This window comes from Fimbriimonas sp. LA-C6 (genome assembly GCF_055398105.1).
The window spans coordinates 2735881-2757641 of the sequence record NZ_AP038796.1; the positions used below are offsets into that span (position 1 = coordinate 2735881).

General features: G+C 52.3%; 21 protein-coding genes. 15 read left to right on the forward strand and 6 right to left on the reverse strand.

The genetic code is table 11. The features are described 5' to 3' along the window. Positions 1-178: 178 nt before the first annotated feature. Positions 179-1855, forward strand: coding sequence for a S1/P1 nuclease (locus ACZ51B_RS12680; protein WP_464293699.1), 1677 nt, complete (start codon positions 179-181; stop codon positions 1853-1855). Next, the gene (locus ACZ51B_RS12685) at positions 1848-2480 is read left to right on the forward strand and encodes a hypothetical protein (RefSeq protein ID WP_464293700.1); all 633 of its coding nucleotides are present in this window, start codon (positions 1848-1850) and stop codon (positions 2478-2480) included. Before ACZ51B_RS12680 ends, ACZ51B_RS12685 begins: the two co-directional genes overlap by 8 nt. A 353-nt stretch (positions 2481-2833) precedes the next feature. Here the strand turns inward: ACZ51B_RS12685 and ACZ51B_RS12690 are convergent, their stop codons facing one another. Continuing rightward, the gene (locus ACZ51B_RS12690; RefSeq protein WP_464293701.1) at positions 2834-4465 is read right to left on the reverse strand and encodes a tetratricopeptide repeat protein; all 1632 of its coding nucleotides are present in this window, start codon (positions 4463-4465) and stop codon (positions 2834-2836) included. 312 nt (positions 4466-4777) lie between these two features. Between ACZ51B_RS12690 and ACZ51B_RS12695 the strand changes: the two genes are divergently transcribed. Beyond that, entirely contained in the window at positions 4778-4963 is a 186-nt protein-coding gene (locus ACZ51B_RS12695) for a hypothetical protein (RefSeq protein WP_464293702.1), read from the forward strand. 191 nt (positions 4964-5154) lie between these two features. On the opposite strand, the gene ACZ51B_RS12700 is transcribed toward ACZ51B_RS12695, so the two are convergent. The 3 genes from ACZ51B_RS12700 to ACZ51B_RS12710 form a co-directional block, all read right to left on the reverse strand. After that, positions 5155-5580 (reverse strand): hypothetical protein, encoded by a 426-nt coding sequence (locus tag ACZ51B_RS12700; RefSeq protein WP_464293703.1) that lies wholly within the window; start codon positions 5578-5580, stop codon positions 5155-5157. 131 nt (positions 5581-5711) lie between these two features. Further along, positions 5712-5834, reverse strand: a complete 123-nt coding sequence (locus ACZ51B_RS12705) for a hypothetical protein (protein ID WP_464293704.1) — start codon at positions 5832-5834, stop codon at positions 5712-5714. Positions 5835-6738: 904 nt separating this feature from the next. Continuing rightward, positions 6739-7698, reverse strand: a complete 960-nt coding sequence (locus ACZ51B_RS12710) for an AraC family transcriptional regulator (protein WP_464293705.1) — start codon at positions 7696-7698, stop codon at positions 6739-6741. 124 nt (positions 7699-7822) lie between these two features. On the opposite strand from ACZ51B_RS12710, the gene ACZ51B_RS12715 reads away from it, so the two are divergent. From ACZ51B_RS12715 to ACZ51B_RS12725, 3 genes are read left to right on the forward strand one after another with little or no spacing between them, the layout of a single operon-like run. Beyond that, positions 7823-8422 carry a flavodoxin family protein gene (locus ACZ51B_RS12715; RefSeq protein WP_464293706.1) on the forward strand — a complete coding sequence of 200 codons (600 nt, stop codon included), beginning with the start codon at positions 7823-7825 and terminating at the stop codon, positions 8420-8422. Between the two features lies 1 nt (position 8423). After that, a complete protein-coding gene (locus tag ACZ51B_RS12720) occupies positions 8424-9104 on the forward strand; it encodes a type 1 glutamine amidotransferase domain-containing protein (RefSeq protein ID WP_464293707.1) in 681 nt (226 codons plus the stop codon). A 22-nt stretch (positions 9105-9126) separates the two neighbouring features. Next, positions 9127-9426, forward strand: coding sequence for a superoxide dismutase (locus tag ACZ51B_RS12725; protein ID WP_464293708.1), 300 nt, complete (start codon positions 9127-9129; stop codon positions 9424-9426). A gap of 204 nt (positions 9427-9630) precedes the next feature. Here ACZ51B_RS12725 and ACZ51B_RS12730 read toward each other — a convergent pair whose 3' ends face one another. Beyond that, a complete protein-coding gene (locus ACZ51B_RS12730) occupies positions 9631-10539 on the reverse strand; it encodes an AraC family transcriptional regulator (protein WP_464293709.1) in 909 nt (302 codons plus the stop codon). A 237-nt stretch (positions 10540-10776) separates the two neighbouring features. Here ACZ51B_RS12730 and ACZ51B_RS12735 point away from each other — a divergent pair, with 237 nt between their 5' ends. From ACZ51B_RS12735 to ACZ51B_RS12755, 5 genes are all read left to right on the forward strand, one after another. Beyond that, positions 10777-11766 (forward strand): aldo/keto reductase, encoded by a 990-nt coding sequence (locus ACZ51B_RS12735; RefSeq protein WP_464293710.1) that lies wholly within the window; start codon positions 10777-10779, stop codon positions 11764-11766. 3 nt (positions 11767-11769) lie between these two features. Next, positions 11770-12603, forward strand: coding sequence for an SDR family oxidoreductase (locus ACZ51B_RS12740; protein WP_464293711.1), 834 nt, complete (start codon positions 11770-11772; stop codon positions 12601-12603). A gap of 13 nt (positions 12604-12616) precedes the next feature. Further along, positions 12617-13582 carry an aldo/keto reductase gene (locus tag ACZ51B_RS12745; RefSeq protein ID WP_464293712.1) on the forward strand — a complete coding sequence of 322 codons (966 nt, stop codon included), beginning with the start codon at positions 12617-12619 and terminating at the stop codon, positions 13580-13582. A 9-nt stretch (positions 13583-13591) separates the two neighbouring features. Continuing rightward, entirely contained in the window at positions 13592-13990 is a 399-nt protein-coding gene (locus tag ACZ51B_RS12750) for a (R)-mandelonitrile lyase (RefSeq protein ID WP_464293713.1), read from the forward strand. A gap of 111 nt (positions 13991-14101) precedes the next feature. Then, positions 14102-14458 (forward strand): DUF2200 domain-containing protein, encoded by a 357-nt coding sequence (locus ACZ51B_RS12755; protein ID WP_464293714.1) that lies wholly within the window; start codon positions 14102-14104, stop codon positions 14456-14458. Between the two features lie 65 nt (positions 14459-14523). Here the strand turns inward: ACZ51B_RS12755 and ACZ51B_RS12760 are convergent, their stop codons facing one another. Next, on the reverse strand, positions 14524-16605 hold the full coding sequence (locus ACZ51B_RS12760; RefSeq protein ID WP_464293715.1) for a catalase: 2082 nt from the start codon (positions 16603-16605) through the stop codon (positions 14524-14526). A gap of 225 nt (positions 16606-16830) precedes the next feature. On the opposite strand from ACZ51B_RS12760, the gene ACZ51B_RS12765 reads away from it, so the two are divergent. The 4 genes from ACZ51B_RS12765 (at position 16831) to ACZ51B_RS12780 (ending at position 21532) form a co-directional block, all read left to right on the forward strand. After that, positions 16831-17358, forward strand: coding sequence for a YciE/YciF ferroxidase family protein (locus tag ACZ51B_RS12765; protein WP_464293716.1), 528 nt, complete (start codon positions 16831-16833; stop codon positions 17356-17358). A 97-nt stretch (positions 17359-17455) separates the two neighbouring features. Continuing rightward, positions 17456-17665, forward strand: a complete 210-nt coding sequence (locus tag ACZ51B_RS12770; RefSeq protein WP_464293717.1) for a hypothetical protein — start codon at positions 17456-17458, stop codon at positions 17663-17665. A gap of 106 nt (positions 17666-17771) precedes the next feature. Further along, on the forward strand, positions 17772-19085 hold the full coding sequence (locus ACZ51B_RS12775) for an Nramp family divalent metal transporter (protein ID WP_464293718.1): 1314 nt from the start codon (positions 17772-17774) through the stop codon (positions 19083-19085). Positions 19086-19603: 518 nt separating this feature from the next. Then, complete coding sequence (locus ACZ51B_RS12780) at positions 19604-21532, forward strand: methyl-accepting chemotaxis protein (protein WP_464293719.1); 1929 nt, start codon at positions 19604-19606, stop codon at positions 21530-21532. Positions 21533-21761: the final 229 nt, after the last annotated feature.

A 21761-nucleotide genomic window follows, 5' to 3' on the forward strand; every position in this document is an offset into this window, starting at 1 on the left:
TGGGATTCTGCCAGCCGTCGCGCCCTGGTTAATCGCACGGTACGGCCATCAGTGCGCTGGTGCACCCGCTGATCGGGGTTGTTCAGTACGTTGCTGTTCCGCCCAGCGGCCGTTTGAAGAGCCATCAGAAGAGAACAAAACAATGTTACAATCATGCTGAGTTCCGCAGAGGTACATAATGACGCAATGGAAATTTGCAACTGCTGTATTTTTTATTCTTCTAGTTGCGACGGCCAGAGCTTGGAATGCTGCCGGCCACATGGTCATCGCTGCGATTGCGCGCGCGGAACTGACGCCGACCGCGAAGGCCGAAGCTGACCGGCTCTTGAGGATTGGCGTCGATATTCCCGGATCGGACGACTTCATCACCGTCGGCCCCTGGGCGGACGACTACCGCAGCAAGCACCGCGAAACAGGCCCCTGGCACTTCAAAGACCTCTATTTCCGTGCCGACGGCAAGACGGCGAGGAACAAGCCCGACGAGATCAATGCCGTCTATAAGATCCGTGAATTCACCGCCGTCCTCGCCGACAAGAATAGGTCGGATGCCGATCGCGCCTTTGCCCTCCGCTTCCTCATCCACCTCGTAGGCGACATCCACCAGCCGCTACATGCCAGTTCCAGGGAGTCGGACGCCTACCCGGGGGGTGACCGCGGCGGGAACAGCTTTGCGATCCTGCCTCCCGATGGCAGCGAGCTCGGACCGAAGAATCTTCACTCCCTCTGGGACAGCGGCGCCGGCCTCTTCCCTTCCCGCCCCCGCGAGGTGGGCAAAGCCGCCGCGGAGACGCAGGCCAAGGAACTTATCGCCTCCATCTCCCGCTCTTTTCTCCTGAAGATAGGCGAAACTAACCCCGACAAATGGACGGAAGAGGGCCTATCACTTGCCAAGTCTGTCGTTTACAGCACTCGTGAAGGTATCGCGCCCGATTCTGTCTATATCGAGAAAGCCCAGAAGGTAGCCGCCTTGCGCGCTGTCCTCGCTGGTTATCGACTGGCCAACTTGTTAAATAGGGCGCTTGATGAGGGTTCGGGCATACCCGACCCGCCATCCCGAGATCCAATCCGAATTGCTGTCCCAGACGTTCTCGATGTGTCTGCCTATGACCAACTTAGGAAACAGGTCTCGGTGTATCACGACTCGAACGATATTACCGCTGTTATGGAGGCCAGCAGCTTCATTGATCGGTTCACCGAGGGGTGGGCCGTCGATACAAACAGGCTGGCTTTGTACGCGGGCGGCATGAGTGAAAGCAAAGAATTGCTCTGGGATGAGGCCATGTCATCGCTTGGAAGCGATGATGCTCATTTCTATGCTCGCAGGAAATCGGACCTTCCCATATTCCCGTTGGACCCGCTTGCCGCCTCTCAGATGCTAAAAGAAAAAGGGAGCTCCGACTCTCTTTCGTTCATCTACTGCATGTCCGAGCTTCAGGTTGCCTTGAGAGTAAGTCAGCCTCGCCGAGATGTTATTGAGTCGCTAGTCGATTACTTCATCTACTCCCACGGCCCAATAGGTACCCAGGGGCTATGGGCAAGTCAGACATCCGAAGGGGTGATAGGGGATCCACATGAAAAAATATTTGATGTGAAGGTCAGGCTGTTTGATAGCCCTGAGTCAAAACAAGTTGAGGTGAAAGGTGCTACATTTTATAGCGCTGTCTATAGGAACGGCAATTTCGTGCCGTTGGAGCATCCAACTACCGTAGGAGCAGGAACTCGGTGGAAGCAGGATATTTTTTGGGCGAGGTATTCCCTTAAGGGAAAGACTTCCGGCATCAAAAAGTTTTTCGTTAGTGCAGATAGCAGCGGGCCTGTAGATTTTTACGTGCACGGGGATGGCGCGAGTGGGTGAGAGTTCGCAGGAGCCACAGGGGGAGAAACTTTCCGAACTGCTCAAGGTTGTTTCTCCGGCTGCGGCATCGGCACTCGCGAGTGATTTTGCTCCCCCCGGTACGCCCAAATTGTTGGGATCGGCCCTGATCGCCGTTGCCTGCTTGTGCGGCTGGTTAACCCTAGAGAAATCAAAGACGGGCAGCGGGAGGCTCCTTAAATGCACCTTCTTTTTGTTTGTTTCTTGCGGATTATTCGCTGCTGTGAGATTCGAGACAGTTAAGCGTCTCGATGAATCCGATCCTGACAATAAGGAGGAAGTCATCGTTTCGCTCTGGAAATCGGTGAGATACATCGAAGCCGAGAAAGCCGTTTACGAAATGGATGCTAATCACAATTCGCTGCCGCACGCTTCACTAAAAAAGGTTCTTGAGAATTCAAAGTTAGATAACGGGAGCCCCTGGAGTGATTCCTCAATGTTCGTGACCGAAGGGATCTTTTGGGCGACTTTGCTTCTGACCGCCGGTTCCGCAACCGCATTTGGGAGGATCGCTTCGGAATACGCTTCAAAATCCCCAGTCGGGGGAAAACAAGAAACAAACACCTCAATCAACGAAAACATGTGCCAGCAAAACAGCGACAAATAGGATGCGGCTAAATCGAGGAAAACTATTAGCAGATCAATCTTAACCAATAGTCTCTAGTCTCCGCGCTGTAATCCCAAAGCAAGTTACTGCTGATGACCGCGCTTGACTGCCATAGATTTACACCAAAGAGTAAATTGTATGCAGGCTCGTCTCTCAATTGGTCTCTCAAACGCCCCGGACGCTCCCACCCGATCCCGGTCATTCCTGGAATAAAAAACTTGCTGTTGAGCCCGCAATAACTCGGTCCTAAGGAGGGCGTCGGGGGTTCGAGTCCCTCCGAGGCCGCCATGTATTTGAACTTGGATTGAGAGACCAAACTCGTTTTTGCTGGCGATTTTTAGTTTGAGTGACGTTTACCTAAGGTCGCTTCCCGGCGGCGAGTTTTTGTGTGATAGCTGACTAAGCATCGATGCAGCATTGTTGGACAAGCGTGTCCCTGATCGACAAACAATTGTAAGATCTTCGACTGCAAGGTCAAGACGCCCTACTTTGGAATACTCCAACGCGCGGTTGTAGCGTGCAGAATATTCGTCCCCTGGGAGGCCGATTGCGATCGTGTAGTCCTCAATTGCAGCCTCGTGGTCGCCTAGCTTCGAACTACACTGCGCTCTAACACGGAAGTATTCCTGTTCCTCTCTTGAAAGAGAGATCGCCTTAGTAACGGTCGAATGGCACTTCTCAAGATCCCCGCACGCCTCATTGGCGCAGGCAAGATAGAACCAAAAATGAGAATTGTCCCCCTCAAGTTTTAGTGCCTCTTCGAAGATTCCGATGGCCTCTGCTGGGCGAGAATTACGCAGAAGGCAAATGCCTAGATTGCTCAGTGAGAAGACGTTCTCTGCGTCGAGATCTAGCGCTCGTCGGAACCCGGATATGGCCGCATTGATCCTTCCGAGCTCGACGTCGCAATTAGCCCCAGCTGCAATCGCCGTCGAAGCCCAATCATCGTCGAGTTCGCCTCCCATCTCGTATTGCTCCTTTGCCTCTTCGAATCTTCTGAGGGCATAGAGACATTGAGCAAGGGCCAGGCGAGGAAGGGCCTGTTTTGGCCTCAGCGTGGCTACGAGACGCAATTCGACCTCGGCCAGACTATACTGTTTCGACACTTCGTCAAAGTAAGGAGTGCCATCAATCTCGGCGGCCAGAAAGTGAGTCAAGCCTTTACGATTTTGGAGTTCATCAAGGGCTTCTAGGGCCGATCCTAACCTCTGGCGCAGGTCCGCCAGCCGGTCCGCCGATTTCGCCGCGTCTTTTTGCTCAGCAAACCGAGCATAGACGTAAGCGTTGTCGAGAAAGCCCGCCGCCTCCCACTTTGCTGAGTTCTCGAGGAAGCGTTCTACGGTATCGTTATCGGTGAGGAATGGGATCGTGAACTCACCATCGTTGGTGTAAAGAGTGATGGACTGCCTTGACAAACTCTGGGGATCCTCGGCTTCAAACTCCCCCCTTCGAATCATCTCTTCTGAGGCGATCTCACTATGGATAAAATACCGCGCACTCGTACTTATCCGGCACTTGTTCAAACTGTCTTGCAGGCTCTCCAACCTTTCTGAAAGGCTCTCGACTTCGGCAGAATTTGGAGGATCAATTGCTATCTTCGCTCCCTGCATCACATGCACGATGGACATTAAGTCGCTCAGAGATTGCCTAACCGCGGCTCGGATCGGTTCACCTGGGAATCCTGCGTCTTCGACACTGTTGACTGCCAAGACTTGTAGGAATTGGATCCGGGTCCAAGGCTTTGGATGAGTCGGGCTACGGTCCTCCAAAATGCGTCGTAACAGTGAGCGTTTTTTAATCTGTTGCTGATGATCAAGGAAGAGAATAAGGCCTCCGATCGAAAAGAAGAACATCCGATAGGCCTGCGACTCGCCTGGCTTGGTACCGGACCAAGTCTGCCCATGGGGTGCCGACTCGCTCCTTGGAAGCAAGAGAGGCAATAATCTTGCCAATGCGTAAGCATCAGCGTCGATTTCCAGTGACATGAGCCCCAGTTGGTCAAGTTGACTTTTCGCGAACCCGATTGCTGAGTCTTCCCCGATCAAGAACCCTTGCTCTGGCGTTCCGACAAGGTCAATGTGGCCCCGATCAATGTGACCAAGTTCGTGGAAAAATAGAAACCGAATTGCCGTAATGTAACATTCGTGCGCGATCCGGCTTCTAACATCGGAATTCGGGGAGCGAACGAGATAATTGGCCCATGTTCGGCCGAGAACTCCATTACGCTTGTCCTCTTCGTAGAGAGTCTTCGTGGTGGACTTCCACCACGAAGACTCGAAAGGCGAAGTGTGAAGCGTATGGATCTTCAATCCGCGACCATCATCTGGAATCTCGGCAGAACTATCAACGTCGGCGCATATAGTCGGAAGCGCAAGAAGTGCGTAAAAGAACTCACAAAGGGCGAAGGTGGTGCCCGCGTGAAAAAGGACCAGGGGGCGCTCTTCAGCAAGTACCGCCCAGGCATTTACGTCCCAGGCATTTAGAAATTCGAACAGAGATATTCTTGAAGGAGGTGTTACCCCAACAATCGGTGAGTCTTGCCGGTAGTAGGTCGGGGTGAGAAATGGGTTAATGAGCTCTTTCGTGCGTTCAATATGATCGCGAACAAGGAAGTGCAGCTCGTCAGTCGCCAGCGTTCCCCCCTTACTAGCAATTGCGGACTCGGCGCTCAGCACTAGCCTTTACCGCCCGGAACCCCGGATGTGTTCGTAGGTTGCGGAGGCCGAGCACCTGCGACGACACCCTCCCAGAAATAGCCGTTTAGGAAGGCGGCATGCACCACGAAGAAACCCTTGGGCGCGGAGGCAGCGACCGCCCAAATCGGATAGAATACGATCACAGAGAACAGTAGAGGATAAAGAAGTCTGTCCCCTGCCACATCGAGCAGGGGCCGGTCGGCCTTGAAATTTGAGGCCAGAACCTGAACGAACATTCCTCCAACCATGGCAAGAAACAGCCCGAATCCGAAAAGGATTTCGTCCTTGAGATCTACTACCTGTTTCCAATAAAGCGCTAGGCATACACAGCCGAAGATCAAGGCGATCAGTGCGTAGAGGCGAAGATACGAAATTCCCGCTTGACCGGCACCGGCAGCGAGCATGCCTCTTCTCCTCGCGGTAAGAGGCATCAATGCGCCACCCAGTGTAAGCAAAACTGCGACTAGCCCGATACCATTCATTGATACAATAATAGCGCTCCAAGTGCGACTTATCTTCTCATAAATCGTTGTAGTTAGGACCGCAAGCTCTTTTCGGGAAGCGCGCTGATCAAACGGTAGTTCGGCATATCGTCTCCGCAGTACTTCGAGATCGTCAGAAACGGCTCTCCCATGGCCACACCTTGAGCAGTTGTCATTGCGTTTTCGCATGAGTGCCCCAAGGGGGAGGCCACGGCCCCTGCCGATCCAAGCCGTACTACTTCTTTCCTTGTGATCAGGTCAAAGTCAAAAAAGGAAAAGCCTTGGTGATTTTAGCCGGAAGCCGTCTCCGCAACCCTAAATAGTTATTCAGTTATCTTCTACATAATGTATTTTCGGGCTTATCTACCTCCTCCGCCCCACAATAGGGGTCCTGCGCGGAAGGTAACAAGTGCGAACGGCTCTTAAGCCGTCCCCGGATCGATTTAGATGCGGTAGTGCTCGAACTCTGGTTTGCTGAAAACGACCGACCGGACACGTTGAACGGGAAGACGATTCTCGACCGATGCCAGTGACCTGTCGGATAGGTGACTTGCTGCGCGTTATTCAGAGGCGTTCAATGGCATGGACTATCCGTTCCGTTGTCCTTGGGACTGCAGTGCCTATAGATGCTTCGTCAACGGATAATCTTCGCAACATGGACCATATGCATTTCACGGATGGAGCCATCTGCCCCGTCGGTAGAACAGAGAAGCCATCAAAGGTCTCTCAATTAGTCTGTCAAACGCCCCGGACGCTCCCACCCGGTCCCGGTCGGTCCTGGAATATAAATGTTGCGGATGAGCTCGCAATAACTCGGTCCTAAGGAGGGCGTCGGGGGTTCGAGTCCCTCCGAGGCCGCCACGTATTTAGTGTCCACTCCAACCCGGTTGTTGCACCTAACGATTGGACTTTGGAGCTGTTCTGGTAGCTGGTTGTCGTTGCTAATTGAGAGATTGGGGCTGCTCGAGAGCGATTCTGATTGTGATTCTTCGGCGGTGTTTTCCGAGAAATCTCTTCTTCGGATCGTTTGCCTGGAGCAAGCGCTTATCCACTGGCTTTCGCCTATGTGTCCAGCAACGCTTACTCCCTTAGCCGGTTCACGTCTCGGGCTGGGGGGAGGCCGAAGTGGCGGCGGTAGTCTCGGCTGAAGTGGGAGGCGTCGCTGTATCCGACTCGGAAGCCGGCATTTGCGGCGTCGAGGTCTTCGTCGATCATGATGCGGCGGGCTTCTTGGAGGCGTAGCTGTTTTTGGAATTGGAGCGGGCTCATGTCTGTGAACCGCTTGAAGTAGTGAAAGAACCGAGTTGGGCTTATGCCGATCTCGTCGGCCAGTGCGTGCACATTCAGAGGTCTGTCGAACTCTCGGCGGATCTTGTCGAGGGCTTTTGCGATTTGATCGGTATGGCCGGCGGCAAATGGCATTCGGGCCAGTCTTGCTCCTTGATCTCCGACGAGAAGGCGATAGACCACCTCACGGATAAGCAACGGAGAGAGGATCTTTAGGTCTCGTGGGTTGTCGAGAAGCCTTGCGATGCGAGCGGCGGTGTCTAGGAGTGCGGACTCGAACGGGCAGACTCCCAGTACCTGGTCGACATCTGTTCGACTCGTTGGGGATAAGCCCGCTTCCACCATCACGGAGCCGACGAGCGCGGGTTCAAGCTCAACTCTTATGGCGAGAAATGGCTTTTCTGGGGACGCTTCGGCAATGCGTGCGAGGACCGGCATCTCCATGGTCGCTAGCAGGTAATTGTCCGCGTCGTATCGATAGGACTTGCCACCCAGATAGACGTCCTTTGCACCCTGGGCGATCATGCAGCAGGCTGGATAAGTGACATCGAAAAAGCGCTCTGTGACTTTGCTGGTCTTGTAGAGCACTATTCCAGGCGCGGGTCTTAGAACCTCATCGTTGGCGACCGTTTCTGAGATACGAATCGCTAGGTCTCGCAGGTTGATTCGATCCCTTTCTTGCTTTAAGGCAACCTTTTCGTCCACTAGGGTCATGTTACTCGCTTTATCGCAGAGGTCGGTAGAAACGTTCAAGTTTTCGGAAACTCCGTTCTATGTATTTATTGGTTCATGCGGGCAGAATCTAGTTGAGAGTTGCCGATGCAAATAACTTTTTCAGGTGACAACTCAGCGGTAACGAAGAAGGAATATTCAATCCATGAGCATAGACATTGTAACAAGGAAAGTGGCCGTGATCTACTTTACGGGATCCGGTCGCACCGAGGAACTAGCCAAGGCAGTGGCCGAGGGAGCGAAAGGTGTTGAGGGTGTTTCCGCCGACGTTTTCACCATCGATAGCTCTGACATTCAAGAAGGCAGATACTCGAATCAGCAACTGATTGACGGCCTCACAGGCTACGATGCGATGATCTTCGGTACCCCTACTTACATGGCCGGGCCGGCGGCTCAATTCAAAGCGTTTGCAGATGCGACGGTCGGGGTGTGGACTGGTCAGCGTTGGAAGGACAAGTTCGCATCTGGGTTCACGGTCTCGGGGACACCTAGTGGAGACAAGCTCAGCACCCTTCAGTATCTTCAGGCTTTTGGCATGCAGCACGGAATGATCTGGGTTGGCCTTGGAGAGGAACCTATGCAGGAGTCTGGGGTCAATCGACTTGGCAGTTGGTGCGGAGTTATGGCCCAGACGCAGGGCGCAGGCATCGCCCACCTTGGTGAAGGTGATCTTGAGACTGGGCGAAAACTCGGAGCTCGTGTGGCTGGTTGGGCCAAGAAGACAATCTTTGCGGAGGTTGCATAAGATGAAGCCTGTACTTATGGTGACGACAAGTAACGCTGTCAAAGGCTCGACGGGTATCCCCACCGGTTTTTGGCTCGCAGAACTCACCCATCCGCTGGAAGTTCTTGAGAAAGCTGGGATTCCCTGCAAGCTGTCTTCGATACTCGGCGGTCAACCACCGGTGGACGGACTCGACTTGACCGACGAAGTTAATGCCAAGTATTGGAGCAATGACGATTTTCGGGAGCAGCTTGCCAATACAGCTCGTCTTGACGAAATCAACTCTGCCGACTACTCTGCGATCTTCTTTGCTGGTGGACACGGGACCATGTGGGATTTCCCAGAGAGCGAGGCAGCGCAGCGAGTAATCCGAGAGATTTGGGAAGCAGGTGGACTTGTAAGTGCGGTCTGTCATGGGCCTGCTGTGCTCGTGAATGTGAAGCTCTCGAATGGCGCCTACTTGGTAGATGGGAAAAACGTCGCTGCGTTTACAAACGAAGAGGAGGCGGAAGTGCAGGCTACTGATATCGTTCCGTTTCTGTTGTCCGACGGACTTGTTGGACATGGTGCCATCCACCATCCGGCACCTAATTGGCATGCGAACGTTGTCGTCGATGGTCGCCTCATCACGGGGCAAAACCCACAATCTGCAGCTGGCGTAGGAGAAGCGCTCCGCGAACAACTGCTCAATACAGAAATTTAACTCGCTACAGGAAATAACAATTATGAAAATTCTTTGTCTAGATCGCCCTTTGCCATGTGCAACTTTCGAAAAGTATCAACCCTATTTGACAGCTGAGCTTCGGCACACGTGGGAAGCTTATAAATCTGGCGTTGTTCGAGATATCTATTACCGCCAGGACCGACCTGGAGTGGCCATTTTCCTTGAAGCAGAGGACTTGACCCAAGCGCAAGCTGCCGTTGCAGAATTTCCGTTGGTGAAAGCGGGATTGATCGAGTTTGAGCTGATTCCCCTTGGAGCTTTCGTGAATTGGGAGTTGCTGTTCGCAACTGATCAGAAGTAACGCTGTCCCTTTACTAAGTTAAAAAAACTAGATGGCCCCTCTACGATCGCGTGATCTATACAGGGCCATCTACCTCCGCATCGCTTAGTTCTCTCAGTCGGTTGAGGACTAGAATGGGTCAAGTCTCTATATCTCCACCGAGGCGTGTGAAACCTGGTTGCATGGGAGGGTCTGCACGCTCTATGTAGGAAGCCCGTTTGAATGCTACGCCATTTTGCGCAGGCGTTCGATGTCTCTCATGGGTGAATGGCCAAAGTGTCGTTTATAGTCGCGACTGAAATAGGAGGGGTCCTCATAGCCGACTTTGTAGCCAGCTGTGGCTGCGTCGATACTTCCATCTAGGAGCATGCGTCTAGCCTCTTGGAGTCTAAGATGTTTTTGGAACTGTAGCGGGCTTAGATCGGTCACTGCCTTGAAGTGGTGGTGAAACCCTGAAGGACTCATGCCGAGCTCTCTTGCGAGGCTCTCCACGCGGAGCGGTTGATCGTAGTGCTTTCTTAGGTGTTCAATGGCTCGTGCGATACGATGAGGATCGCTGCCAAGTCTTGGGACATGTCTGAGGCGGGCGCCTTGTTTACCCGTTAGCAGCAGGTAGATGATCTCCCGTTTTACTAGGGGGGCCAACACTTCAAGACCGCTTGGCTTATCGAGCAATCTGATGAGCCGAACGGTCGCGTCGAGGAGATCTGAATCTAGCGAGTCTACTACGACTGCTTTTGCATCATTTTGACCGTGAGGTGCTGGAATTGCCGCTTCTACCATGACTGAGCCTACTAGCGAGGGTTCAAGATCAAGTCTAAGGGATAAGTAGGGCTGCTCGTTGGAGGCTTTGATGACGCGGCCCGTTACCGGCAGTTCGACGGTTGCAAGCAGATAGTTTTCAGGGTCGTACTGGTAGCGACTATCCCCAAGGTAAATCTCCTTGATTCCTTGAGCAATGATGCACAGAGAAGGGCGAGACACCGCGTAAATCTTGTCCGTCGGTTGGGAATTCCGAGTTAACCGCAGTCCTTCAAACGGTTCGAGCACCCCATCTTTCCGAAACTTGCTCGCGATCCTTTGGGCCAACTCCTCTCGATTTTCCCTGTCTCGTCGCTGTTGTTGCTGCACCATCTTATCCCTGTTTACCTTTCTCGGCTGGGTCACAACTTGTGAATGAACGGTTCTGTAGGATTCTACAAGAGACCTATAGTTTTGTTATATTTCATCCCCTATTCTTGCGCATAGAATCAACTCATTGGGCGTGAGATCGAACCAGTCGGAGCTCGCCACGGTTGGAGTTTCAGGTCGATCTTAACGAAAGTCTGGGTTCATGCGCTGCCAATGTGCAAGTTCCCTTAAGGGACAAGAATGAAGAAACGAACACTCGGAAACAGCGGGCTCGAAGTCTCCGCTTTGGGAATGGGATGCATGGGTTTGAGTTTTGGACTCGGGCCAGCGGCAGATAAGGCAAAGGGCATTGAGGCAATCCGTGCTGGCGTTGATCGTGGGATTACGTTCTTCGACACGGCCCAAGCTTACGGTCCTTATACAAACGAGGAGCTCGTGGGGGAAGCACTGAAGTCGTACCGCGGGCAGGTGGTCATCGCAACGAAGTTTGGTTTCAAGCTTGAAAATGGCGGTATCACTGGGGTCGATAGTCGTCCGGAAAACATTCGAGCCGTTGCTGAAGCCTCACTCAGGAGCCTTCAAACCGATTATATCGACTTGTTCTACCAGCACCGGGTAGATCCGAACGTTCCCATCGAGGATGTCGCAGGAACTCTTCGGGACCTCATTCAGGAAGGGAAGGTCAGACATTATGGACTGTCGGAGGCTGGAGCGAGCACCATCCGAAAGGCGCACGCGGTGCATCCCGTCGCGGCTGTGCAGAATCAATATTCCATCTGGACGCGGGAGCCGGAAGCTGAGGTCTTACCTGTCTGTGAGGAACTGGGTATTGGATTTGTGCCTTGGGGACCGCTGGGTACGGGCTTTCTAACAGGAACGATCGACCCGGACACGAAATTTGACAGCGCGACCGACCTAAGAGCGAATTTCCCCCGATTCACGACAGAGGCTATGAAGGCGAACATGCCAGTTGTGGAAATGTTGCGTGAGGTGGCGTGGGAGAAGAGTGCAACCCCTGTACAGATCGCTCTTGCTTGGCTCCTGGCTCAGAAGCCTTGGATCGTGCCCATCCCCGGAATGAACATCGTTGAGCATATTGACGACAACATCAAGTCCGTAGACCTCGAACTCAGTCCACGTGACTTAGAAGAGATAGATAGGAAGCTGTCGGGCATCCAGGTGCACGGGGACAGGCTCGATGCTGGACTACTCAGCATGTCGGAGAAGTAAGTCATGAAAGAACTCATTGTTGTCATCGGACCCGGACAGATCGGCCAGGCCATCGCGCGTCGAGTTGGGGTGGGTAAGCACATACTACTGGCTGACTTAAAGAAGGAAAACGCTACTGCGGCTGCTGAGGTGTTGAGCAGCGCCGGCTATGACGTGAGCATCACGACGGTCGATGTGTCCTCGCGTGAGACTGTCCACGCGCTCATTAGCAAGGCTAGTGGACTCGGTGTGGTTTCCGGGCTGATTCATGCGGCGGGCGTCTCTCCATCGCAAGCTTCACCCGAAACAATTCTAAAGGTCGACCTGTTCGGAACGGCTCTCGTGCTGGAGGAGTTTGGCAACGTCATCGCTTCTGGTGGCTCGGGCGTGGTCATTGCATCCCAATCAGGACATCGCCTCCCTGCACTGTCGGAAGAACAGAACAGGGCGCTAGCCACTACGCCAGTTGAAGATCTCCTTGCCCTCCCCTTCCTTCAGCCTGATCAGGTGACCACCCCGCTCAATGCATACCAACTTGCTAAACGTGGGAACTCGCTGCGTGTGATGGCCGAGGCTCTTCACTGGGGAAAGCGTGGTGCACGCATCAACACGATTAGCCCTGGGATCGTGATGACTCCGCTTGCAAAAGACGAGCTGAGTGGCCCTCGAGGACAGATATACAGAAAGATGATTGAGAGTTCTGTAGCAGGTCGCGCGGGAACCCCGGATGAGGTGGCGAACGTCGCGAATCTGTTGATGGGACAGGATGGTGGCTTTATTACTGGAAGTGACTTTCTGATGGATGGCGGAGTCACGGCCGGCTACTGGTTTGGGGATCTCGCTCAGCCAAGTGCGTAATGACGAGGAAAACATGGATCAAAGAACTTTAGGAAAAAGCGGTTTAGAAGTCTCGGCGATTGGCCTTGGTTGCATGAGGATGAGCTTCGGCGATAAGCCGATTGGCGACCATGAAGAAATGGTGGCCTTTCTCAGAAAGGCCGTCGAGCAAGGCGTGACCTTTTTTGACACGGCCGAAGTCTATGGGCCCTTCACGAACGAACTTCTTGTGGGTGAGGCTTTAGAACCTTTCAAGGGGAAGGTCGTCATTGCGACGAAGTTCGGATTCCAGAACGATGCCGAAGGGAAAACGACCACCGCCGGACTTGATTCTCGCCCCGAGAGGATTAAGCGGGTGGCGGAAGAATCCTTGAAGCGTCTTCGAGTTGATGCGATCGATCTCTTTTATCAACACCGCCCCGACCCGTCGGTGCCGATCGAAGACGTTGCCGGTGCGGTGAAGGAACTCATTGAGGAGGGAAAAGTTAAGCATTTCGGACTTTCCGAGTCAGATGCTCCTACCATTCGTCGTGCTCATGCAGTGCAGCCTGTTACGGCTATCCAAAGCGAGTATTCGCTTTGGTGGAGGAACGTTGAGGCGGAGGTGCTCCCTACATGTGAGGAGCTTGGCATCGGATTTGTGCCTTATAGTCCGCTTGGGCGGGGTTATCTCACCGGTAAGATTGATGAGAACACTACGTTCGACCCTTCCGACATAAGGAGCAAGAATCCGCGCTTCACACAGGAGGCAATCAAAGCGAATCGCGTTGTGATCGAGCTGCTGGAGAGAATCGCCAAAGAGAAGAGTGCTACGCCCGCGCAAATTGCGCTCGCGTGGTTGCTTGAGCAAAAGCCGTGGATCGTGCCAATTCCTGGCAGCCGGAAGATAGAGCGGCTGCATGAAAACCTTGGCGCAGCATTAATAGAGATGACCGAGAGTGATCTCAGGGACATTCACACCGCCCTTGAAGGAATAACGGTCGTTGGATCACGCTACTAAGTGAAGCTTATGAACATTCAGAGGAACGGATCAAAGCCATCCGTCAAAGGCCCAGAAGATTGGTTTAGCGGCACTGTGCGCATCGACTCTCCCTTCCAAGCGGAGGACCCTGCTCGCATTGGAGGAGCAATCGTCACTTTTGAGCCGAAAGCACGCACTGCGTGGCACACGCATCCACTTGGTCAAACATTGATCGTCACGGCGGGTCTTGGTTGGACACAACGCGAAGGCGGCCCTATCGAGGAAATCAGGCCAGGCGACATTGTGTGGTTCGATCCCGGGGAGAAACACTGGCATGGAGCGACAGACACGACCTCTATGACCCACATTGCGGTGGCCGAAAAGCTCGACGGCAAGAGCGTCGACTGGATGGAGAAGGTCACTGACGACCAATACTTGGGTAGTTGAGAATTGGCAGAGGCCACCCAACGATGACCGATACCTTGACCGACGACCCGTGCTGGTGTTAAAACAGGGTGTCGGCGATCTTTTGGGTCGCCAGTGAGCTGAGATGCACCCATGATGAATCATGACGACCGAATTGCCGGGATGGTCTTTGCGTCTGTTTATCCGCATTACGTCGCGAAAGTTGAGAAGAAGGGGCGGACTAAGGCGGAGCTACATCAGGTGATTCAGTGGCTCACGGGTTTTGATGAGGAGCAGTTGCGAGTGCAGATTGAGAAAGGCTCGACATTTGAGCAGTTCTTTGGAGAAGCTACGATTCACCCTAATGCTCATCTCATCACAGGCGTCATTTGCGGTTATCGGATTGAGGAGATTGAGAATCCGTTGACTCGGAATACGCGGTACTTGGATAAGTTGGTCGACGAGTTGGCCAAGGGGCGGGCCATGGAGAAGATACTTCGCAAAGGGTAGTCACTCTTTGAGCAGGAAGACTGGATTCATCCGTATCTGACGAATCCAGTTCATCTTGCCTCGGTCTACTTTGTTTGGGGTCTATTCCAGTGTCTTCGCTCTGCTGCCAGTAAGAAGTTCTGTGCGAACTCTTCGAGGGCGGAGTCGGAGGAGATGATCAGTCCCGGATCGTTGCTTGTGTTGGAGTTTTCGGGGAGCGATCGTTTGACGAATTCAACTGCATTCCCCGCAATGCCCACCGCTTTGCCATGCTTGTATGCATCTCGGATGAATAGGAGAGCCCGTCCGTCATCGGGGAGGGAGTTCTCGTTGCTTTCCGCTTCAAGAACGCACACGGCGTCATAAACGGCAGAGGGTGTGTTCATCAGAGTCTTCACGGGCTTGATTCCGTTGAACTCTTCTAGGCTTGGCGCGACGATTTCCGCGTGGGCGCCTGAAGCGTTGATCGCTGACAACAGCTCGGAGAGAGCTATCCGTTCTGCACCTCGACCCACTAATATTCCGAACTTCATTCCCTTGACGCCTGATTTGGGAAGGTCTTCCATGCTGAGGCCCTTCGCGGTATTCACTGGGGGGACCTCAACAAACTTCGGAGTTGGAAGACCAAGGTGAGCGGCTACTTGGAGCGCATAGTCGTGATCGATGCGATTGATCTGATCTACCATGCGTTGGCGAACGCCTTCGGAGTCGCACTTACTGAGTTCGAACTTCGTAGCAGAGATGAGGTGCTCTCTTTCCCATGGCAGAAGGCTGTGGAAGAACATGGCCGCCTGTGAAACATGATCAGAGAAGCTTGGCGAGCGCTCTCGCACCTTCACACCTTCCTGTTTCTCAGGGTAGGTTACGAATCCGTTTTGCTTGTCTTCATCCGGTTTGTGGCCATCTAATCCGTTAGGGAAATAGCTCACTCGACCCTTGGGGACGGCGTATTGCATATGGCCGTCGCGCTGGTTAGTTGCGAGTGGGCAACGAGGGCGGTTGATGGGCAGCTGTTGCCAATTTGGACCTCCTAGCCTTGTTAATTGTGTGTCGATATACGAGAAGAGCCGCCCTTGCAGGAGGGGATCGTTTGAGAAGTCGATACCAGGAACGATATTGGTTGGCAAGAAAGCTACTTGCTCCGTTTCGGCAAAGTAGTTGTCGGGATTTCGACTGAGAGTCATCTTGCCGATCTTTTGGATGGGGATGAGGTCTTCTGGCCAGAGCTTTGTGGCGTCAAGTATGTCGAAATCGAAGTCGTGCTCCTGCGATTCATTGATGACTTGAACGGCGAATTCCCATTCAGGGAAATCGCCCTTTTCTATTGCCTCCCACATATCGCGTCGGTGGAAGTCTGGATCCTTTCCGGCCAACTGTTGGGCTTCGTCCCAGGCGAGGGAGTGAAGACCGCGAACAGGCTTCCAATGAAACTTTACAAACCACGCCACACCTGATTCGTTGATCAGACGGAAAGTGTGGACTCCAAAACCTTCCATGGTTGAGAAGGCGCGGGGGATAGCCCTATCGGAGTGGACCCACATGATTGTATGGAGAGATTCGGGTGTGAGTGAGATGAAGTCGTAAAATGTGTCGTGAGCGGAAGAAGCTTGCGGGATTTCGTTATTGGGTTCTGGCTTTACGCTATGAATCAGGTCTGGGAACTTGATGGCGTCTTGGATAAAGAACACAGGTATGTTGTTTCCGACGAGGTCCCAGTTCCCTTCGTCTGTGTAGAACTTGACAGCGAATCCACGAATATCTCGCGCGGTGTCTGCGGAACCCCGGAAGCCAGCTACTGTTGAGAACCTCACAAACACGGGTGTTTCTTTTCCGGCTTCTGAAAAGAGCCCTGCTTTCGTGAGTTCCGGGATGGGTTTATAGTTGACGAAAACCCCGTGTGCACCTGCTCCCCTGGCATGGACTACGCGTTCTGGAATTCTCTCGTGGTCAAAGTGCGTGATCTTTTCGCGCAGCACGAAATCCTCAAGAAGCGTTGGGCCTCGTGTTCCCGCCTTCAGCGAGTTTTGATCATCCGATACCCTTGTTCCAGACTGTGTGGTCTGATATTCCGATGCGTGAAAATCAACCGGCCCCTGAAGAGGTGGTTGTGGCGCGATGTAACCCTCTAGAAGAGAGTCTTTTTCATTATTGTTCTCGTTATTTTGCATGAAGATCCCAGGTAGCAAGTTTGCGACGCACATAACTGTAGGGATCCACTCTCAGAAGAACACGGCATCGATAGAAAGGTATCTGATTTATCTATCGAATATCGGACCAGTCATTTTCTTCTTACATCAATCTAACTAATAACGTTCCTATATACGTACTCCACTATCGCAAGTTGCCGTACTGTAAGTGTGCCCAACGGGTGCACACTTTAAGGAGAACATCTAATGCCCATAACGGATATGAATTCACTCTACGTGGAAGAATTGAGAGATCTCTACAGTGGAGAGACCCAGCTTATTGAAGCTTTGCCAAAGGTTGCCAAAGCTGTTTCGTCTGCGCCGTTGAAGGAGGCGATTTTGGCTCACCTGGAGGAGACGAAAGGACAGAAGAAACGGCTGGAGCAGATCTTCAAAAGCATGGAAGAGGACCCAAAGGGTGAAACATGCGAGGCGATGAAGGGTCTCATCGAGGAAGCGGATGAACTGATCGAAATGATCAAAGATTCTAGCGTTTTGGATGCTGCGCTCATCTCTGCTGCTCAGAAGGTTGAGCATTACGAGATGGCTGGTTACGGTAGCGTTCGCGAGCATGCGATGCTACTCGGCAGGTCCGATGATGCTGACCTGCTGACTCAAACGCTAGACGAGGAGTCTGCTGCCAACTCTGCTCTGAACAAGGTAGCTACGACATCTGTGAACGACAAAGCAATGAAAGCTGGAGTCGGTTCTGACACTAAAGCAAAGCTCATTTAGTGAGTAGAAAATCGTTGATGTGCTACCTCTTTCTCACAGAGAGGTAGCACTGAGCATGCCCGCATTCACACAAATACTATGAATGTCTTTAAGCGATATGAAGCATAGATTGCTCACCGGTTTGGTGCGCATGAAGACCTGGAGGTCATGTGTGGCTCACTTTCTATTTCATGCCTTGCGCAAGGGGTCAAGCGTCAGGTTGGCAGTAGCGGTTCCGGACTACCCACAAGATGTGGACGTGACGATCTACGGAGACTCTAACAACTTGTCGGATCGCGACATTGTTTCAAACAGTTTCATGATGTAGCGCTTTTACAACGTCCTTCCGGCCCATTGGCGGCTCATGAGTGGAGAACCTAATTAAGAACTCAAAATCACCTGAAGACGAGCTTAGAGCAGTTGACCAAGACCGTATGGACCTTGATAGGGCCAGAAAGGACTCGTCCGAAAAGGTTGAGAACAAGCCTTGGTATAAGGTTGTCGGTCCTGGACTCGTTACAGGTGCGGCAGACGACGATCCTTCCGGGATCGCTACGTATTCGGCAAACGGTGCCCAGTTTGGGTATCAACTTCTGTGGCTAGTGGTGATTTCGATGCCGTTGATGATTGCCGTGCAGGAAATGTGCGGAAGAATTGCGGCGGTTACGGGTCAGGGGCTGGCATCGGTTATCAAGACGCACTACCCAAAATGGCTCTTATTCACGACGGTTTTGCTGTTGATTGTGGCGAACGTCTTCAATATTTACGCTGATTTAAGTGTCATGGCATCTTCGACCACGATGCTACTTGGTCTACCCAATTGGGTGGGTCTTGTCCTGTTTACTGCAGTTCTGATCACCTCACAAATCTTCATTCCGTATGCTGTGTATGCGAAGTTCCTGAAGTGGCTTTGCCTCTCTCTCCTTGGTTACGTGATCGTGGGAGTGATGCCAGGAATGAAGACGGACTGGAGCCAGATCGGGCGACACATCTTTGTTCCCAGTATGGACTTGAAGCCTCAAACGGTGCTGGCGGTGGTTGCCTTTCTTGGCACTACCATTTCGCCTTATCTTTTCTTTTGGCAGGCAGGAGAGACGGTCGAGGAATCGATTGCTGAAGGCGCCTCCGACGAGCCTGGTTCCAGGGAAAGAAAAGTTACGAGGCGTGAGATCCGCAATATCCGTGCTGACACGACGATCGGCATGGTCGCTTCACAGATTGTTGCGTTTTTTGTGGTGGTAGCCGCGGCGAGTTCTCTTCATGCCCACGGCAAAACTGAGGTGAATACGGCCCAGGATGCGGCTAAGGCACTTCTTGCATTGGGACCAGGAGCCTACTGGATTTTTACGTTTTGTATTATTGGAACAGGGTTGTTGGCCATCCCTACTCTTGCAGGCTCCACGGCTTATGCGATAGCAGAAACCACCGGATGGCGTTATGGACTTTATCGTCGGTTCGAGCGAGCAAGGCCGTTTTATGTGACGATTGCAGTTGTGATCCTTCTGGGCTTTCTTTTGAACTTCGTGGCCTTGATTAGCCCTATCAAAGCCCTTGTTTACTCGGCGGCTTTGAACGGTGTGATCGCACCTCCGCTGATCGTGGTTCTGCTGCTGATCTGCAACAACAAGAAGATCATTGGTGATCGGACGAATGGTCCATGGGCTAACGTTTTCGGTGTTGTTGCTGTGGCTGCGATGGCACCTGCGGCGATCTATCTGATTTGGGCGATGTTACGTGGACAGGCTTGACTAAAGCCCTACTACGTGGATCATAACATGCACATGCAAACGATTGCGTGAACATTAGGAGAAAGAAAGACAAACTTGTTTTTCACCGCGGGCCTCTGTGGTTATGATTTATGTTCGGAGCTTTCGGCTTGTGTTCATGTTGCAATGCGCTGCCATAATGCCTCCCAGACGGCTATGTATCACAAATTTAGAATCTTTTTGCCACTAAGTTTCGTAGTCGGTGCCAGGATAAATGCAACACTGCTGCGCTGATACGCTGGGGATTTACCCACGGACTGATCGAATACATCTAACCCGATCCAATATATAAGTCTAATTTTTGCGGATAAACATGCACTGATTGCAAACCCTGCCGAGAATATCTCGCTTGCAACTGATTCTGAACTTAATATGTCGACTCGCAAGATAACCCAAATACTTTCAGCTTGTGTACCATGAATTCTTGCTGGAAAATTCCAATTATTGGCTTGTGATGACAGGAGCCAGTTCGAATGAAAACAGTTTTTCTAAATCTTAAGATGAGTGTTAAGTTGGCGATAGGTTTTGGGCTTTGCCTTATCTTGATGCTTGCTATAACACTAACATCCATCTCGCAGTTCGGCTTGTTGAATAAAAAACTCGAATCGATTACGAAGGATACTTTTCCAAGCGCGATCGCGATCAGTGAATTCAATAGCAATGTGCGCCAGTTCAGAATTTACCAATTCAGGTTGTCTGGGCACACAGACTCATCTAAGATATCTGAAATTCTAGGAAAGCTAGGTGATCAAGACGCCTTGGTTTCTAGGACCCTTGATCGATACAAGCAGTTGTTAAGTAACCCTGAGGACGAAAAGAACTTTAACAAGCTCGTCGATTACTGGGCGGAATATCGAGGTGCCTGGAAAGCGATCGAGTCTCAGATTGCTGACCCCGAAGTAAAGGATAGGACTGCACTTTTCGAAGCGAAGACTTCCAAGATATATTTTGATCACCTGATGCCGCAGGTCGATATGATGGTTAAGTGGAACGAGACTGCTACAGCGAAGATGGAAGCTGAGGCTGATACCGTCGTCAAGACGGGGTCCCGAACCATCTACACCATGTTTGCCGTAGCCACGGCTATATCTGTAATGTTTGGAGTCTTTCTAAACAAGATCATTGTGAGCAAGTTGAATGCGGTGAATGCCGGTCTATCTTCCATCACCGATCGCTGCGTTACAGGTCTCAATGCGGCGATAGGTGCTCTGCGAGATGGAAATCTCACTGTGACAGTAACTCCGGTTACGAAGGAGATTTCGGATGTCAGCCGTGATGAATTGGGCCACATCTCGAGCACCTTTAACCGGATGCTCGCGATGTTAGTAAACACAATCCAAAATTATAACGAGGCGCGAACGTCGTTGAATGATCTTGTCTCCAAGGTTTCCGATTGTTCTACGAAGGTCTCTAGCACGAGTCAATCTTTGGCGGCAGCATGCCAAGAGAGTCACTCAACGGTAAACGAGATCGCCTCAGGGAGCAGCAAGTTGGCATCTACCGCTACAGAGGCGGCTAGTGAGATGAATCAACTTGCAAAGCAGGTAGACGGGGTAGGTGTGAGCAGTGAGAGTCAAAAGAATCTTATTGCTCAGACGTCTGAGATGATTTCGACTGCGAGTGATGAGATCATTACCGTGACCGAAGTGGCGAAGGAGATGTCGGAGATTGCAAACAATGGCAACATTGCCGTCTCAGAAACTGTTCAAGCCATGGGCAAAGTTAAGGAGCGCGTCAACTATTCGGCTGGCAAGGTCCAGGATCTCGATGAGGCGGGTCAGAAGATTGGCGACATTGTCCAGGCCATTGAGAGCATAGCGCAGCAGACAAACCTCCTTGCTCTCAACGCAGCTATTGAAGCAGCACGTGCGGGTGAGCATGGTCGTGGATTTGCCGTTGTGGCAGATGAAGTCCGGAAGCTGGCAGAACAGGCTGGTAATGCAACGCAAGAGATCGTCACGCTCATCGATGGTGTACGAGCCACTGTAGATCAGACCGTTCAGGCCATCAACAGCACGACGATGGAGGTTGAATCGGGCGTAGAGCGAAGCATCCATGCCGGCGAAGCGCTGCTTCAAATTGTGAGCGCTTCGGGCAACGTCGCCGAACGAGCCAGTAGTGTGACGCAGATCATGAACAAGGCAAGCAGTGGTATGTCAGAGGTTGCTCAAGCGGCATCTCAGAATCTCGGAGTTGTAGGTTCGATGGTATCCGGTACCAACAACCTCGTGGGCACTATTGAGGGAGTTGCTGCCATCAGCGAAGAGTCTGCAGCAGGTGCGGAACAACTTACGGCAAACACCGAACATGTTGCAACCGCGGCTACTACCTTGGCTCAGATGAGCCAAGAGCTAGAAGGAATTGTCGCTAGCTTTACTCTTGAGGAGAAGGTGAGCAGTTCCAAGAACCATCTCAAAGTGGCTGCCTAGCAGGGCGAGTCGCTCTGGTTTCCGTTTCTGCGATCTGGAAACCAGAGGTTCACATCCATGAACCGCTTGTCGCCGCCATGTGCTGGGGACGAGCGGTTTTTTGATGTACTTCTCAACTGCCAGGGATCGGTCGGAAGTCGTTATCCTGTGGCAAAATGGTTAGACGCTTGGCGGGTTCGCGTCGTAGACACACGTGACTAGGCAACTAGATTGATGATCGGTGCCGCGA